Here is a 14,615-nt window from a genome sequence, read left to right as displayed (position 1 = left end):
CCAGGATTGGCGAAAAGATGTCGCGCGCGGGCGCGCTCCTACCGGAGGCCGCGGTCCTTCAGCATCGGCTCGATGCTGGGATCCTTGCCGCGGAAGTCGCGATAGAGCTTGCCCAGCTCGACGGTATTGCCACGCGAGAGGATCTTGTCGCGGAAGATCTGGCCGTTCTCGCGGGTCAGGCCGCCGTGCTCCTTGAACCACTCGAAGGCATCGGAATCGAGCATCTGCGTCCACAGGTAGGCGTAGTAGCCCGCAGCGTAGCCGTTGCCCCAGATGTGCTGGAAGTAGCTGGAGCGGTAACGCGGCGGCACCTGCGGCAAGGTGAAGCCCGCCTGCTTGAGCGCGTCGACCTCGAATTTATCCACGTCCTGCTTCGGGCCACCGGCAGGCAGCATGTGCCAGCGCATGTCGAGGAGCGCGGCCGAGATCAACTCGCTCATGGCATAGCCCTGGTTGAAGCTCTTCGCCTTCTTGATCTTGGCGACCAGTTCGTCCGGCATCGGCGCGCCGGTCTGGTAATGTTTCGCGTAGTTCGCGAACACCTTCGGATCCGTGGCCCACTGCTCGTTGAACTGCGACGGGAATTCCACGAAGTCGCGCGCGGTGTTGGCGCCCGAGAGCGAAGGGTACTGCGAGTTCGCGAACATGCCGTGCAGCGCGTGGCCGAACTCATGGAACATGGTGGTGACGTCGTCGAACGACAGCAGCGCCGGCTGGCCCGCGGCGGGCTTGGTGAAGTTGGTGACGTTGAACACCACGGGTTTCGTGCCGAACAGCTTCGACTGGTCGACGAGGTTGCTCATCCACGCGCCACCGCCCTTGTTGTCGCGCTTGAAGTAATCGCAATAGAACAGCGCCATCGAGGTGCCGTCCTTGTCGAACACCTCGAACACGCGCATGTCGGGCTGCCACGTGGGGATGTCCTTGCGTTCCTTGAAGGTGATGCCGTAGAGCTGGTTCGCCGCGTAGAACACGCCGTTCTGCAGCACGTTGTCGAGCTCGAAGTACGGCTTGATCTGCGATTCGTCGAGATCGTACTTGGCCTTGCGGACCTTCTCGGCGTAGTGGTCCCAGTCCCAGGCCTGTACCTGGAAGCCGCCGTTCTCCGCGTCGATCGCCTTCTGGATGTCGGCCGACTCGGTCTTCGCACGAGCCACTGCCGCAGGCGCAAGACGCTCCATGAACTTCTCGGCGGCATCCGGCGTCTTGGCCATCTGGTCGTCCAGCTTCCAGGCGGCGTAGTTGGGGAACCCGAGCAGCTTCGCGCGCTCGGCGCGCAGCTGGGCGATGCGGGCGACGATCTCACGAGTGTCATTCGCGTCGCCGTGCTCGGCGCGTTCCCACGAGGCCTTGAACAGCTTCTCGCGCGTCGCGCGGTCATTCAGGGCCTGAAGCGCCGGCTGCTGGGTGGTGTTCTGCAGGGTGACGACGTACTTCCCGTCAAGCTTGCGGTCCTTCGCGGCCAGCGCGGCGGCCTGGATGTCGCCCTCGGACATGCCGTCGAGCGCCTTCGGATCGTCGACCGTCAGCGCGCCGGCCTTGGTCGCGGCAAGCAGCTGGTTGGTGAATTTCGTGCTGAGCGTGGATTCTTCCTTGTTCAGCTCCTTCAGCTTGTCCTTGTCGGCCTGGGAGAGCTTTGCGCCTTCGTGGACGAAGTCCTTGTAGGTGACTTCGAGCAGGCGCGCGGATTCGGGATCGAGGTTCAGCGAAGCGCGCTTTTCGTACAGCGACTCGACGCGCTTGAAGAGCTTGTCGTTGAGATAAATCGCATCGCTATGTGCGGCGAGCTTCGGCGATTCCTCTTCCTCGACCTTCTGCAGGGTGTCGTTCGTATTGGCGCCGGTGAGCGCGCTGAACACCGATTCCGCACGCTTCAGCAGCACGCCGGACTTCTCCATCGCGACGATGGTGTTCTCGAAGGTGGGCTCTTCGGGCGCGTTGGCGATCGCCTCGATCTCGGCGATCTGCTGCTTCATGCCCTCTTCCAGCGCCGGCTGGAAATCGGCGTCGACGACCTTGTCGAAAGGCGGTGCCTGGAACGGCAGGCTGCTCTGGGTGAGTAGGGGATTCACGTGGGATGCCTGTGCCGTGGCGGCGGTAGCCGGCGTGGCGGGTGCGCTGCCGGAGGCGGCTGGGGCCGCCTTGTCGGCGTCGTTCGACGACGAGCAGGCGGCGGTGAGTGCGATCGAGACGGCGATCGCGAGCATGCGGAGCTTCGGCACGGACTATCCCCTGGGCGGTGAAAGGCCCCGACTCTAGCGGTGCCGGCCCTCCGGGAACAACCGCCACAGGTCGGGCATACACCTTTTAGCCGCTCTATCGCCCTGTGTGGGAGCCGCTTCAGCGGCGATGGGTGCTCGCGGCAAGCTTGCCCGCTGCCGCGGGATCGCCGGCATAGCCGGCTCCCACAAAAGAAGGACAGTTGTTCCCGCAGAGGTGGCGTCACTTAGTGTCGCGCAACTGCCAGCTCGATCCGATCAGGAGGTTCAGCCGGTGCTTCACGATCCGCATGGGCAGCGAGGTGGTCAGCTGCACGTCCGTGCGGTTATTCGAAAGCTCGCCCCTGGCCGTGGCACTCGCATCCGTGACGCCCAGCGAAGGGTCCACCTCGTCGGGTTCGGGCTGCTTGGCGCGCCAGCGTTCGAACAGGTCGTCGCCGCGCATGGCATCGGCGATGGCCGAGGCGAGACTGACGGGGTCCAGGCCTTCGAACGAGAGTTCGGGGTCCGGGCCCCTCGCCTTGCCCAGGTCCTTCACGGATAGGTAGTAAGTGGTCATGGCGCTCTTGGTAAAGCGGAAGGTGTGAACGTACCGTCAGCCAAGCAAGGCGATATCGAGCAGAACGGCCGCGGAGGCCGGCGCGACACGATGCGGCAGCACGCCGAGACACGGTGCCGGGAGACATTCCCGCAAGGTGGCGATGTTTTCCTCGAGCAGCGGCATGGTGGGTTCCAGGATGTTCGCGATCCACCCCGCGAAGCGACAGCCGTCGGCCTCGATGGCCCGTGCAGTGAGCCGCGCATGGCTGATGCAGCCGAGCCGGATGCCGACCACCATCACCACGTCGAGGTTCCAGCGTCTCGGAATGTCCTCCATGGACATGCCGTTGCCGAGCGGCACCAGCCAGCCGCCTACGCCCTCCACCACCACGCGGCCGTAGCCCGCGGCCAGCGTCTCGAACGCGGCGTCCAGCGGCGGCCAGCTGATGGCCTGGCCCGACCGGGCCGCGGCCAGGTGTGGCGCAACCGCCTCCTCCAGCGCGATCGGGTTGACCAGGTCGTACTCCGGCGGTGGCTCGCTGGCCGCCTGGAGGTCGAGCGCATCCTGGTTGCGCATGCCGCCGCGACCGCGCGCAGAGCCGCTGGCGATCGGCTTCATGCCTGCCACCCGCTCGCCCGCCTGGCGGAACGCGTGGACCAGCGCCTGCGCGCCGTGGGTCTTGCCGATGCCGGTATCGGTACCGGCCACGAAGAGGTGTTTCGCCATGGGACGCGCGGCCTTGCATGAACGGGGACGTGGCACCATACACGGCTTCTGTCCACGAATCGCACCGGAACCCGCCATGTTCGAAGCCAAGGCCATCGCCACCGACGACAAGGCCACCCTCTACGCGGAACTGGCCCAGCAGGCCGAGGGCCTCATGCATGGTGAGACGAACGTCATCGCCAATGCCGCCAACTTCGCCGCGCTCGTGTACGACGCCGTGCCGGACCTCAACTGGGCCGGGTTCTACCTGTTCGACGGCACGGAACTCGTCGTCGGTCCGTTCCAGGGCAAGCCGGCCTGCATCCGCATCGCGATCGGCCGCGGCGTCTGCGGCACGGCCGCGCAGAAGCGCGAAACCCAGGTGGTCCGCGACGTGCACGAATTCGACGGGCACATCGCCTGCGATTCGGCTTCGAATTCCGAGATCGTCGTGCCCCTGGTGAAGGCCGACGGCAGCCTGTTCGGCGTGTGGGACGTGGACAGCCCGTCGGTGGCGCGCTTCGACGACGAGGACCGCAAGGGCATGGAAGCGCTGTGCCGCGTGTTCATGGCCACCATAGGCTGAGAAGCATGTAGGAGCGTGCCTGCGCGCGACATCTTTTGAGGCCGTGAGCAGCAGGGCCCATGACTCATTGTGAAAGCAGCGCCTGTGGCGCCTCGCGAAAAGATGTCGCGCGCAGGCGCGCTCCTACAGTTCGTGGGGCCGTGGCGTCGCCAGCAGTTCCATGACCCGCGCTCGCGCTTCCTCCACGCCGGTTTTCGCGGTGGACGAGAAAACCTGCGCCGTACCGGGCACGCCGTTCGTTCGAAAGTCCTTGCGAAGCGCTTCGAGCGCCTTCGCGGCTTCGCCGCGCGAGACCTTGTCCGCCTTGGTCATCAGCACGTGGCACGGCAATTCCGTGGCCGCGCAGAACTCCAGCATCGTGCGGTCGAAATCCTTCAGTTCGTGGCGGATATCCACGATCAGGACGATGCCGCGCAGGCTGCGGCGCATCTTGAGGTAAGCGTCGATCTCGCCGCGCCAGTGCTGGCGCATCGCCTCGGGCACCTTCGCGTAACCGTAGCCAGGCAGGTCCACGAGGCGGGCGTCGACCGGCGCCGCGCCCTCTGCTTTCAGCGGCGGCAGGTCGAACACGACCATCAGCTGCGTGCGACCCGGTGTCTTGGAGGTACGCGCGAGCCCGTTGTGACCCGTGAGCGCGTTCAGCGCGCTGGACTTGCCCGCGTTGGACCGCCCGGCGAAGGCCACTTCCGCGCCCTGATCGTACGGAAGCTGGGTGATTTCATGCGCGGCCAGGACGAAGCGCGCGCCGTTGAGCGGATTGGAAGACATGGAGTCGGGGCCCGGCGGGCACGAGGAAAGCGAAGGTCCGGCAGTGTATGCGATCAGGTCCCGGGGTGCGCGCTGATGCGGTTTGACCGGGCTCTCCCGCGACCGCCATAATCTTTTGGCTGAGGCGCGGCAGGGAGCGCGCCCACGGTCCGGAAGGTTCCCCCTTGGAGAGACTTATGAAGTTTCGGCACGCCGCCGCTGCCATCACCGCGCTGCTCGTCATGAACGCAGCCGCGGCCCAGACCGCTGCCCCCGCCAAGCCGGCTTCCGCGCCGGCACCGGCCGCCACGGCCGCCGCCAAACCCGGCGCGAATCCCGCGGCCGATCCGGCGACCCCCGGCATGCCGAAGGCCGAGACGCCGGCGGCACCTGCCGGTGCCGAGGCCACCGCCGCGCTCAAGCCCGGCGACGCCACCGCCGGCCAGGGCAAGGCCGCCGTCTGCGGCGCCTGCCATGGCATGGACGGCAACTCCACCGACCCGCAGTACCCGCGCCTGGCCGGCCAGAGCGAGCAGTACATCGCCGCGCAGCTGGCGGACTTCAAGTCCGGCAAGCGCATGAACCCGATCATGATGGGCTTTGCGCAGCCGCTGTCCGAGCAGGACATGCACGACATCGGCGCGTACTTCGCCACGAAGACCTCCCTGCCGGGCGTGGCCGACCAGGCCCTGGTCGAGCAGGGTCAGACGCTTTACCGCCAGGGCGACAGCGACCGCGGCATTCCGGCCTGCATGGCCTGCCACGGTCCCGACGGCCGCGGCAATCCGGGCGCGCACTATCCGCAGCTCACCAGCCAGCACGCCAAGTACGTCGAGGCACGCCTGAAGTACTGGCATGACAATGGCCCGCAGGGCGACGATCCGCACGCGAAGATCATGGCCGGCATCGCGCAGAAGCTCGACGAGAAGGACATCGCCGCAGTGGCCAGTTACCTCGAGGGCCTGCATACGAACCAGCCGGCTTCCGCCGCGCCCGCGACGCCGTGACGCGTTAAAGTTGGAAGATCGAACGGGCCTTCGGGCCCGTTCCTGTTTAAGCAGGCAAGAAAAGGATCCCCCATGCGTATGCGCCTTCCCCTCCTCTGTGCCGCCCTGATCGGCCTCGCCGCCTGCGGCGGCGGCAACAACGACACCGCCAGCGCTCCGGCGGCGACGTCGGCCGCGGCTCCGGCTGCTTCGGCTCCAGCCACGCCGACGACGGCTGCGCCCGCGCCTGCCGCCGCGACGAGCGCCGCCGCGACCGCGCCGGCCACCGATGCCGCCACGACGGCCGCTGCGCCAGCCCCGGCCGCGGAAGCCGACGATAAGCGCCCGGCGCCTAAGCCCTTCGTCGACGAGGGCAAGTGGGTCGAAGGCAAGCACTACTTCCGCATCGATCCGGCCCAGCCGACCAGCACGCCGGGCAAGATCGAGGTCACCGAGGTCTTCTCGTACGGTTGCCCGGCCTGCTTCCAGTTCCACGGCATCGTCGACGAGCTGGCCAAAAACCTGCCCAGGGGCACGGTGATGACGTATACCCCGGCCTCGTTCCGCCCGGACGAGAACTGGCCGCTCCTGCAGCGCGCCTACCTCACCGCGCAGGCGTTCGGCGTGGACACGCAGAGCCATGACGCCATGTTCGACGCGGTGTTCAAGAGCGGCGAGCTCGGCATCATGGACCAGAAGGCAGGCAAGCCGAAGGCGCCTGCGGCATGGCCGACGATCGACGACGTGGCCAAGTTCTACGCGAAGTTCGGCGTGAAGCCGGAGGAATTCGTCGCCACCGCCAACTCCTTCACCATCAATACCAAGATGAAGCGCGCCGATGAACTGATCCGCGCCTACGAGGTCGATAGCACGCCCACGATCGTCGTGAACGGCAAGTACCGCCTCACCCCGATCACCGCCGGCGGGTATCCGCAGGCCGTCGAGCTCACCCAGTGGCTCGTCACCAAGGAAGCCGCGGGCAAGTGACCGCGAATCGACCCCAGCCGGAGACCTCCATGTTAAAGCGCCTTTCGCTCCTCTTCGCCGGCCTCATGCTGGCCGCCGGATGCAGTGCCCGTCCCGCCGAGGGCACCGCGCCGAGCTTCACCGACGGCACCGAGTACGCCTCCATCGCCACTCCGCAGCGCCTCAGCCCTGCCGGCAAGGTGGAGGTGGTCGAGGTGTTCTCGTTTGGCTGCATCCACTGCGCGCATTACGAGCCCAAGGTCGAGGCGCTGCAGAAGGAGCTTCCCAAGAACGTGCAGTTCCACCGCATGCCGGCCGCGTTCAACGACGCGTGGCTGCCGTTCGCGCAAGCCTATTACGCGGCGAAGAAGCTTGGCGCGCCGGACAAGTCCACGGGCGAGCTTTTCGACGCCAAGTGGAACCAGCACCTGCCACTCAACGCCCTCGAAGAACTGGCCGACTGGTACAAGCAGCACTACAACATCGACAGCGCCAGGTTCATCGCGACGGCGCGGGGCCCCGAAGTGAAGAAGCAGATCGAAGCGGACACGAAGCTGATCCAGGCGTGGGGCATCGAAGGTACGCCCACCGTCGTGGTCGATGGCAAGTACCGCAGCAAGGACATCAAAGACTTCGACCAGCTCAACGACGTAACCAAGTACCTGGTGGACCGGGAACTCAAGGGCGGCAAGTAAACCGCCCCTCCTCCGATGCCCCCCGTTCACATGGCCGGGGGCATCCTCTGGCCCCCATGGGCCAGCCGAGAATCGATGCAGCATCCATGACCCGCGCCACGCCGATCGTTTCACCCGCTCCGGAGCGCACGCTGCGCCTGTTGAGCTGCAATATCCTCGCCGGCGCGAGCGTCCAGCGGTACAGCGATTACCTCACCCGTAGCGTCAATGCCGTGCTGCCCGGCCGCTCCAAGCTGGACAACCTCGATTCCCTGGCCCAGATGCTCCACGAGTTCGACGTGGTCGGCCTGCAGGAAGCGGATGCGGGCAGCCTCCGTTCCGGCTTCCTCAACCAGACCCGTTACATCGCCGAGGCGGCGGGCATGCCGTACTGGAGCCACCAGCCGAACCGGCCGATGGCGCGGGTGGCGCATTCCGCCAACGGGCTGCTGAGCCGCATCGAACCCAGCGAAGTCATCGATTACCCGTTGCCCGGCCGGATCAAGGGCCGCGGCGCGCTGTTCGTCCGCTTCGGCGAGGGGACCGGCGCGCTGGTGATCGTGATCGCGCATCTTTCCCTTGGCGCGGCCGCGCGCATGGGCCAGCTCGCCTTCATCGCCGAACTGCTTGCGCCGTATCCGCATGCCGTGCTGATGGGCGACCTCAACACCGAGCCGGCCAGCCCTGAGATGCGCCACCTCTTCGACCGCACGTCCCTGCAACCGCCGGCGGTGGCGACGCCAACTTTCCCGAGCTGGAAGCCGCGACGCGCGCTCGATCACATCATCACCTCCGCCGACATCAAGCTCGACCGGACGTGGACTTTGCCGCGCGCCTTCTCCGATCATCTGCCCTTGGCAGCGGAGATCCGCCTGCCCATGTCCCTCGCACAGGCCGCCGGCGCGGCAACCATGGAACAGGTATCTCACCCGAAATGAAAGCGAACTTCCGCACCGCCCTGCCCTGGGTCGTCATCGCCGTCGTGGCGCTGGCCGCCGCCGTTACACGTTACGCGGTCATCGAACCGCCACACATGGCGCATGCCTGCGAGGCGCAGGCCGGACCGTGGTGGTGCGGCCTGCGCAATGCCGTCGTGCAGGGATTCCTCAGCTACGGCTACGGCTATGCGGCTGTACTCGCGGCGCTGCTCGCGGTGTTCTGGCGGCATGCGTTCGCCGCTGCGCTCGCCGTATGCCTCGGCGTCGTCGCCTTGCAGCTGTATTGCTACGAAGGCGGTGCGCTGGCCCTGCTGGTCGGCACGCTGCGGCTGGTGCGCGTGCAGTCCGAGCGGGCGGGAACTGCCATCGCCTGATTGTGTGTAGGAGCGCGCCTTGCGCGCGACACCTTTTCGCGTCAATCCCCAAGCTGGCGCGCCAGCTCCATGTCACGGCCTCAAAAGATGTCGCGCGCAGGGCGCGCTCCTACAGGGCAGCAATGGTGGCGCGGCGCCATGCAAGCAGCACGGGCAGGGCCAGGGCGAGATTGAACAGCAGCCAGCCCCATGCGACTGCGTTGGCGCCGAACTCCTGCACCACCACCGCGAGGCCCAGGACCAGCAGCCAGACCGACAGCAGGCGTTCTTCCACGAGCGGCATGAGCGGGGCTTCGCGCGTGCGCAGCAGCGCAAGCAGGAAGAAGCCGATGCACGGCATCGCGAAGAGGCCTACGGGGAAATCGCGGTAACGGCCGTTGAAGACCATCAGGATGCCGTACAGCGCGAGGACGAACATCCAGAGGAAACGCTGCGGCGTGAAGGCGTCGGTCCATGCGATGCCCCACAGGCGCCGCTGGGCCGGCGGCGGCGCCACCTCGGCGGGATTCACCGGCGCGGCAAGGCGCGCGGCGACCGCGCGGGCGAGCGAGAACGCCGTCATCGCAGCGGCGATGCCGGCCGCGATGCCCACCGCCCACTCGAGCGGATTGCGGCAGGCGAAGTACAGCAGCCGTGCGTGCGCCGCGAGCGCGGTACCGGTGGCGAAGCCCGACAGTGCCAGCGAGGCCCAGCCGGCGACGCCACGCCAGCGACGGCGGAAGGCGCCACCTGCGAGGAAGACGATGACACCGAGGCCGCCTGCCGCGATCGCCCACCACCAGCGCGGCTCCTCGACCACCGGACCGCTCATCGCGAACTTCGGCCGGCCCTGCACGTCGAAGATGCCCCAGAAGCCGCCCACCGTGCCTTCGAGGTCGCGTTTCCAGGGCTGGTCGAACGCCTCGATCACGTTGTACGGCATGTCCACGGTGGCGGCATAGCTGAGGAACTCGCGCAGGTAGCGCGCTTCGTTCATCAAGCTGGCGCTGGCGTCGCGTCGCGTGCGCCCTTCGCTGGGCCACCCCGTCTCGCCGATCATCACCTGCTTGCCGGGGAACTCCGCCTTCATCCGCTGATAGACGTCTGCGACATGCCGTATCGCCTTCTCGGGCGCCACGGGTTCGTCTTCCCAGTAAGGAAGGATATGGATCGTGACGTAGTCGGTGACCTTGGCCAGGGCGGGATGCCGCTGCCAGAACTCCCATACGTCGGCATAGGTGACCGGCACGTCGGTGGCCGCATTGACCCGCTCGATGTAGCCGGCCAAGGCTTTTTCGGTCAGCTCCTGGCGAAGGAGCACCTCGTTGCCGACGACGATGCCGCGCAGGCTTCCCGCATCGCGCTTCGCCGCCGCGAGGGCGAGTTGCACCTCGCGCTCGTTGGCTGCCAGGTCGCGGCCCAGCCATACGCCCATCAACACCTTCATGCCGTAGCGGCCGGCGATGTCGGGCACCGCACCCAGCCCCTGGCTCATCGAGTACGTGCGCACGCAGTCGAAGCGGGTGGACAGGACCTTGAGGTCGGCGTCGATCCGCTCGGGCGAAATGAATGCGTGCGGGTCAAAGGGCGTTTCGCCGTCGAAGCGGAAGGGTGCGTACGACACGCAGGCGATCTTCGCGGTGGGCGAATCCGGCAGATCCACCGGCCGTCCCAGCAGCCACCAGTACGCTGCGCCGAACGCGGCGGCGATGACGAGGACGATCCATGCGAGCGGGCGCGCGAACCGCGCGGACGAGGTGTGGGGCGTCATGCCGTTCCAGTAGGGAGCAGAAAGTCAGCGCGGCAAGCTTAGCGGGCCGCGCCCGCGAGGGCGAATGCCTTCGTGTCGGTCGTTCATCCGGCCTGCGCCCGGTATTCCCTACAATTGCCCTGGTATGTACTCGTGAAAGGAAGACCGATGACGGCTCGACGCGCCCTGGCCACTCTCGCCCTCGCCGTCTGCGGCCTCGTTGCCGCCACCGCGGCCATGGCCGCGGGGACGGATGCCGAGCGCGCCCGCTTCCGCCAGGCCTATGCCGCGGCACAGCAGCAGGGCGGCGACGCATGGAGGGCGCAGGCGTCCGGGCTGGAAAACTATGTGCTGTTTCCTTACCTGGAAGCGGCGGCCCTGGAACACGATCTGCGCACGCTCGACCGCGCACGCGTGGACGTCTACCTCGCGCGTTATCCGGGGCTGATTCCCGCTGCCGACCTCCGCCGCGACTTCCTCGGCGAACTCGCCCGGCGCAAGGACTGGACCACGTTCAGCGCCATGTACCAGCCGGGCCTGGGCGACAATCTGAGTTGTTTCGCATTGCAGGCGAAGCTGGCGCGCGGGGAGCCGCTGGTGTTCGAGCGCGACCTTGCCGACTTGTGGAAGAAGGCCAGCCTGCCCAACGCCTGCGATCCCGTCATCGCCGCCGCGCACGACCAGGGTCTGCTGACGACGGACCGGCTGTGGTCGCGCATCGATGCTGCCGCCGACGCCGGCAAGGGCGGCACCGTCGCCTCCCTGGCGCCCTGGCTGCCACCCGCCGACGCCATCGCCGCGCAGCGCATCGGGCAGGCCCTCAACGATCCCGCTGCCGCCCTCGGTGCGGCCTCCACCTGGCCGGACACGCCGCGCCACCGGCAGGCGCTGACCCTGGCGCTGCAGCGCATGGCGCGGAAACAGTCCACGGCGGCCGATGCCGCATGGCAGTCGCTCGGCGCGCGCTTCACCCTCAGCGAGCAGCAGCGCGGCGCCGTCGAGAATGCGTTGGCGCTGTTCCATGCCACCGACTTCGACGAGTCGGCACTCGCCCGCCTGGCGGCCCTTCCCGCGGGCGCGCAGACGGATGCGACGCGCGAGTGGCGCGTGCGCGTGGCGCTTGCCCGGCAGGACTGGAGCGCGGCGCTGGCCGCGCTGGATGCGCTCGGCGAATCGCAAAAGGACGACGGCGAGTGGCGTTATTTCCGCGCGTTCGTGCTCGCGAAACTGGGGCGACAAGCCGAGGCGCAGGCCCTGTACCGCTCCGTGGCCCAGGAGGCCACCTATTTCGGCTTCCTCGCCGCCGACCGCGTCAACGCGGCGTACGCCATCTGCCCCTCGAGCATGGCCACCGATGAAACCCGCGAGGCCGCGCTGCTGTCGGATCCCGGCCTCGACCGCGCCTTCGAGCTGTATGCGGTAGGCCTGCAGAAGTTCGCGCGGCGCGAATGGGCAGCGGCACTCGCCAATCGCGACGCGGAGACGAAGCAGCTTGCCGCCGACCTGGCCTTCCGCAAGGGCTGGTATGACCGCGCCGTGTTCGGGTTGTCTTCCGGCGATGCGCTCCGGCTTTACGAGCAGCGCTTTCCCCTGGCGCGCCAGGACGGCGTGGTGGAGCAGTCCAGCCAGGCCGGCATCGAGGCGCCGTGGGCGTACGCGATCATCCGCGCAGAGAGCGCCTGGATGAGCGATGCGCGCTCCGGCGCCGACGCACGCGGCCTGATGCAATTGCTCCCGGGCACCGCGGCACTCGTGGCGAAGCGCAATGGCCTGTCCTGGGCCGGCGGCGAGAGCCTCTACGAACCCACCACGAATATCGTGCTGGGCACGCGTTACCTCGCCCAGATGGCCGCCCGTTACAACGGCGCGCCCTGGCTTGCCAGCGCCGCCTACAACGCGGGGCCGAACAAGGTCGACCAGTGGGTGGAAGCGCGCGGCACCCTCGAGCCCGACCTCTTCGTCGCCAGCATCCCGTACAAGGAAACCCGCGAGTACGTCGCCCGCGTGATGGCCTTCGCCGTCATCTACGACTGGCGTCTCAACGGAAACGCCCTGTCCATCGCCAGCCGCATGACCCCTCTCGGCAGCACCTACTCGCTGCCGGCCAGCGGCGCCGTACGCAAGCCTGTGACCTGCCCCGCACCCGCGGCGGCGAAGCCGGCCCCGCCCACGACGCCCGCCGTCATGGAGCCGGCACCGGCCGAGGCGTCCTCGGCACCCGCCGCGCAGGAACCGAGGCAATGATCCGCTTGGCGCCGGCGCAGAAGCGGCCTAGGCTGGCCGCATGAAGTCCCTACGCATCGTCATTCTCGGCGGCACCGGTTTCCTCGGTGGCAGCCTCGTGCCCCGGCTCGCCGCCGACGGGCATCGCCTGCTCCTGCTTTCGCGCAACCGCGAGACGCACCGGCAAAGCACGGTCGGGCGCAATGTCACCGTGGTCAGTGCCGATGTCTACGATCCCCCGACCCTGCGCCGGCACATCGCCGGCGCGGATGCCGTCATCCACCTCGTCGGCATCCTCAACGAAAGCGGCCGGAACACCTTCCAGCGCGCGCACGTAGAGCTGGCGCGCCTCGTCGTGGAAGCCTGCCGCGACACCGGGGTGCATCGTCTGCACCTCATGAGTTCACTGAAGGCGGGGCAAGGCTCGTCCGCCTATCTCCGCTCCCGCGGGGAAGCGGAAGCGCTGGTGAAAACCTCCACGCTGGACTGGACGATCTACGAGCCGAGCACGATCTTCGGCCCGGGCGACGGTCTCGTGACGCGCTTCGACGGACTGCTGCGCATCGCCCCCGTCGTGCCGCTGCCACGGCCGCGGGCGAAGATGGCGCCGGTCTACGTCGGCGACGTGGCGGAAGCGATCGCCCGCGCCGTCGCCGATCCTTCTTCGGTATTGCGCACCTACGAACTGTACGGACCGGAGACCTGGACCCTGATCGACATCGTGCGGGCGATCCGCGACGCGGCTGGCCGGCGCCGCATGGTCCTGCCCATGCCCGACGCGCTCGGCCGCCTGCAGGCGCAGGTCGCGCAATTCGTGCCGGGCAAGCCGTTCACGCCGGACAATTTCCGCTCGCTGCTCACGGATTCCGTGGGCCAGGCCGACGGTCTCGCACAACTCGGCATCCATCCGCAGCGGCTGTCCGCCTGGTTGCCGCGCCTGCTCGGCCCCTCCGTGCGCCAGCGTCGGCTCGACGAAGCGCGCGCCCGCCGCCGGCCCTGAGCGCACGCATGGACATCTACCTCGTCGGCGGCGCGGTCCGCGACCAGTTGCTGGGCCGCCCGGTGATCGACCGCGACTGGGTCGTGGTAGGCGCCACGCCCGAAGACATGATCGCCGCGGGCTACCGGCCCGTGGGCAAGGACTTCCCGGTGTTCCTGCATGGGCAGACCAAGGAGGAATACGCGCTGGCCCGCACCGAGCGGAAGACCGGTCGCGGCTACCACGGCTTCGCCTTCCATGCCGATCCGTCGGTCACGGTGGAGCAGGACCTCGAACGGCGCGACCTCACGATCAATGCCATTGCACAGCGCGCCGACGGAACCCTCGTGGACCCTTTCGGCGGCGTGCGCGACATCGAAACGCGGACGCTGCGCCATGTGTCCGCCGCGTTCGCCGAGGATCCCGTGCGGCTGCTCCGTGTCGCCCGCTTCGCCGCACGGTATGCGCCAATGGGCTTCACGGTGGCCGACGAAACCATGGCGCTGATGCGGCGCATGGTGGACGAAGGCGAAGTCGATCACCTGGTGCCCGAGCGGGTGTGGGCGGAAACGCGCAAGGCGCTGTCGGAACCGATGCCGTCGGCCTTCCTCCGTGTGCTGCGCGACAGCGGCGCGCTCCGCGTGCTCTTTCCCGAAGTCGATGCGCTATACGGCGTGCCGCAGCGTCCGGAATTCCATCCCGAGGTCGACACCGGCATCCATGTGGAACTCGTGCTCGACGCCGCCGCGAAACTCGCGCCCGGCGACGCGCTGGTCGGCTGGTGCGCCCTCACCCACGACCTGGGCAAGGCGCTGACGCCCGCCGACGTGCTGCCGCGACACATCATGCACGAGCAGCGCGGCATCGAACCGGTGCAGGCGATCTCGGCGCGACTCAAGGTGCCTGCGGAATACGCCTTCATGGCGGAGATGGTGTGCAAGCATCACC

Annotated in this window: 14 protein-coding genes; 9 read left to right on the top strand and 5 right to left on the bottom strand. The window is 67.9% G+C overall.

Annotated elements, in window-relative coordinates:
• Nucleotides 1–38: 38 nt before the first annotated feature.
• From dcp to bioD, 3 genes are all read right to left on the bottom strand, one after another.
• Nucleotides 39–2,222: a peptidyl-dipeptidase Dcp gene (gene dcp, locus ACR9ZH_RS12635; RefSeq protein WP_481291104.1), complete on the bottom strand. Its 2,184-nt coding sequence runs from the start codon at nucleotides 2,220–2,222 to the stop codon at nucleotides 39–41.
• A 220-nt stretch (nucleotides 2,223–2,442) separates the two neighbouring features.
• On the bottom strand, nucleotides 2,443–2,778 hold the full coding sequence (locus ACR9ZH_RS12630; protein WP_481291103.1) for a hypothetical protein: 336 nt from the start codon (nucleotides 2,776–2,778) through the stop codon (nucleotides 2,443–2,445).
• Nucleotides 2,779–2,814: 36 nt separating this feature from the next.
• A complete protein-coding gene (bioD, locus tag ACR9ZH_RS12625) occupies nucleotides 2,815–3,486 on the bottom strand; it encodes a dethiobiotin synthase (RefSeq protein ID WP_481291102.1) in 672 nt (223 codons plus the stop codon).
• 76 nt (nucleotides 3,487–3,562) lie between these two features.
• Here bioD and ACR9ZH_RS12620 point away from each other — a divergent pair, with 76 nt between their 5' ends.
• A complete protein-coding gene (locus ACR9ZH_RS12620; RefSeq protein ID WP_481291101.1) occupies nucleotides 3,563–4,051 on the top strand; it encodes a GAF domain-containing protein in 489 nt (162 codons plus the stop codon).
• Nucleotides 4,052–4,174: 123 nt separating this feature from the next.
• Here ACR9ZH_RS12620 and yihA read toward each other — a convergent pair whose 3' ends face one another.
• Nucleotides 4,175–4,819, bottom strand: coding sequence for a ribosome biogenesis GTP-binding protein YihA/YsxC (gene yihA / locus ACR9ZH_RS12615; RefSeq protein WP_481291100.1), 645 nt, complete (start codon nucleotides 4,817–4,819; stop codon nucleotides 4,175–4,177).
• Nucleotides 4,820–5,040: 221 nt separating this feature from the next.
• On the opposite strand from yihA, the gene ACR9ZH_RS12610 reads away from it, so the two are divergent.
• The 5 genes from ACR9ZH_RS12610 to ACR9ZH_RS12590 all read left to right on the top strand — a co-directional run bounded on the left by ACR9ZH_RS12610 (nucleotide 5,041) and on the right by ACR9ZH_RS12590 (nucleotide 8,736).
• On the top strand, nucleotides 5,041–5,805 hold the full coding sequence (locus ACR9ZH_RS12610; RefSeq protein WP_481291142.1) for a c-type cytochrome: 765 nt from the start codon (nucleotides 5,041–5,043) through the stop codon (nucleotides 5,803–5,805).
• A 72-nt stretch (nucleotides 5,806–5,877) separates the two neighbouring features.
• On the top strand, nucleotides 5,878–6,771 hold the full coding sequence (locus ACR9ZH_RS12605) for a thiol:disulfide interchange protein DsbA/DsbL (protein WP_481291099.1): 894 nt from the start codon (nucleotides 5,878–5,880) through the stop codon (nucleotides 6,769–6,771).
• Nucleotides 6,772–6,800: 29 nt separating this feature from the next.
• Nucleotides 6,801–7,445, top strand: coding sequence for a thiol:disulfide interchange protein DsbA/DsbL (locus ACR9ZH_RS12600; RefSeq protein ID WP_481291098.1), 645 nt, complete (start codon nucleotides 6,801–6,803; stop codon nucleotides 7,443–7,445).
• Nucleotides 7,446–7,531: 86 nt separating this feature from the next.
• On the top strand, nucleotides 7,532–8,362 hold the full coding sequence (locus ACR9ZH_RS12595; RefSeq protein ID WP_481291097.1) for an endonuclease/exonuclease/phosphatase family protein: 831 nt from the start codon (nucleotides 7,532–7,534) through the stop codon (nucleotides 8,360–8,362).
• A complete protein-coding gene (locus tag ACR9ZH_RS12590; protein WP_481291096.1) occupies nucleotides 8,359–8,736 on the top strand; it encodes a hypothetical protein in 378 nt (125 codons plus the stop codon). The genes ACR9ZH_RS12595 and ACR9ZH_RS12590 overlap by 4 nt, the downstream gene beginning before the upstream one ends.
• A 109-nt stretch (nucleotides 8,737–8,845) precedes the next feature.
• On the opposite strand, the gene ACR9ZH_RS12585 is transcribed toward ACR9ZH_RS12590, so the two are convergent.
• Entirely contained in the window at nucleotides 8,846–10,486 is a 1,641-nt protein-coding gene (locus tag ACR9ZH_RS12585; protein ID WP_481291095.1) for a glycoside hydrolase family 17 protein, read from the bottom strand.
• 147 nt (nucleotides 10,487–10,633) lie between these two features.
• On the opposite strand from ACR9ZH_RS12585, the gene ACR9ZH_RS12580 reads away from it, so the two are divergent.
• From ACR9ZH_RS12580 to ACR9ZH_RS12570, 3 genes are all read left to right on the top strand, one after another.
• Complete coding sequence (locus ACR9ZH_RS12580) at nucleotides 10,634–12,709, top strand: transglycosylase SLT domain-containing protein (protein WP_481291094.1); 2,076 nt, start codon at nucleotides 10,634–10,636, stop codon at nucleotides 12,707–12,709.
• 40 nt (nucleotides 12,710–12,749) lie between these two features.
• A complete protein-coding gene (locus ACR9ZH_RS12575; RefSeq protein WP_481291093.1) occupies nucleotides 12,750–13,688 on the top strand; it encodes a complex I NDUFA9 subunit family protein in 939 nt (312 codons plus the stop codon).
• Between the two features lie 8 nt (nucleotides 13,689–13,696).
• Nucleotides 13,697–14,615: multifunctional CCA addition/repair protein (locus tag ACR9ZH_RS12570; RefSeq protein WP_481291092.1), on the top strand; the 919-nt coding region annotated here is incomplete at its 3' end.

The organism is Luteibacter sp. SVR4-7G (assembly GCF_056755555.1).
This window is presented reverse-complemented; position numbering and strand designations above follow the sequence as displayed.

Coding starts and splice junctions, on each gene's coding strand:
- ACR9ZH_RS12630 (WP_481291103.1), bottom strand. CDS start 2,778: ATGACCACTTACTACCTATCCGTGAAGGACCTGGGCAAGGCGAGGGGC.
- bioD (WP_481291102.1), bottom strand. CDS start 3,486: ATGGCGAAACACCTCTTCGTGGCCGGTACCGATACCGGCATCGGCAAG.
- ACR9ZH_RS12620 (WP_481291101.1), top strand. CDS start 3,563: ATGTTCGAAGCCAAGGCCATCGCCACCGACGACAAGGCCACCCTCTAC.
- yihA (WP_481291100.1), bottom strand. CDS start 4,819: ATGTCTTCCAATCCGCTCAACGGCGCGCGCTTCGTCCTGGCCGCGCAT.
- ACR9ZH_RS12610 (WP_481291142.1), top strand. CDS start 5,041: ATGAACGCAGCCGCGGCCCAGACCGCTGCCCCCGCCAAGCCGGCTTCC.
- ACR9ZH_RS12605 (WP_481291099.1), top strand. CDS start 5,878: ATGCGTATGCGCCTTCCCCTCCTCTGTGCCGCCCTGATCGGCCTCGCC.
- ACR9ZH_RS12600 (WP_481291098.1), top strand. CDS start 6,801: ATGTTAAAGCGCCTTTCGCTCCTCTTCGCCGGCCTCATGCTGGCCGCC.
- ACR9ZH_RS12595 (WP_481291097.1), top strand. CDS start 7,532: ATGACCCGCGCCACGCCGATCGTTTCACCCGCTCCGGAGCGCACGCTG.
- ACR9ZH_RS12590 (WP_481291096.1), top strand. CDS start 8,359: ATGAAAGCGAACTTCCGCACCGCCCTGCCCTGGGTCGTCATCGCCGTC.
- ACR9ZH_RS12585 (WP_481291095.1), bottom strand. CDS start 10,486: ATGACGCCCCACACCTCGTCCGCGCGGTTCGCGCGCCCGCTCGCATGG.
- ACR9ZH_RS12580 (WP_481291094.1), top strand. CDS start 10,634: ATGACGGCTCGACGCGCCCTGGCCACTCTCGCCCTCGCCGTCTGCGGC.
- ACR9ZH_RS12575 (WP_481291093.1), top strand. CDS start 12,750: ATGAAGTCCCTACGCATCGTCATTCTCGGCGGCACCGGTTTCCTCGGT.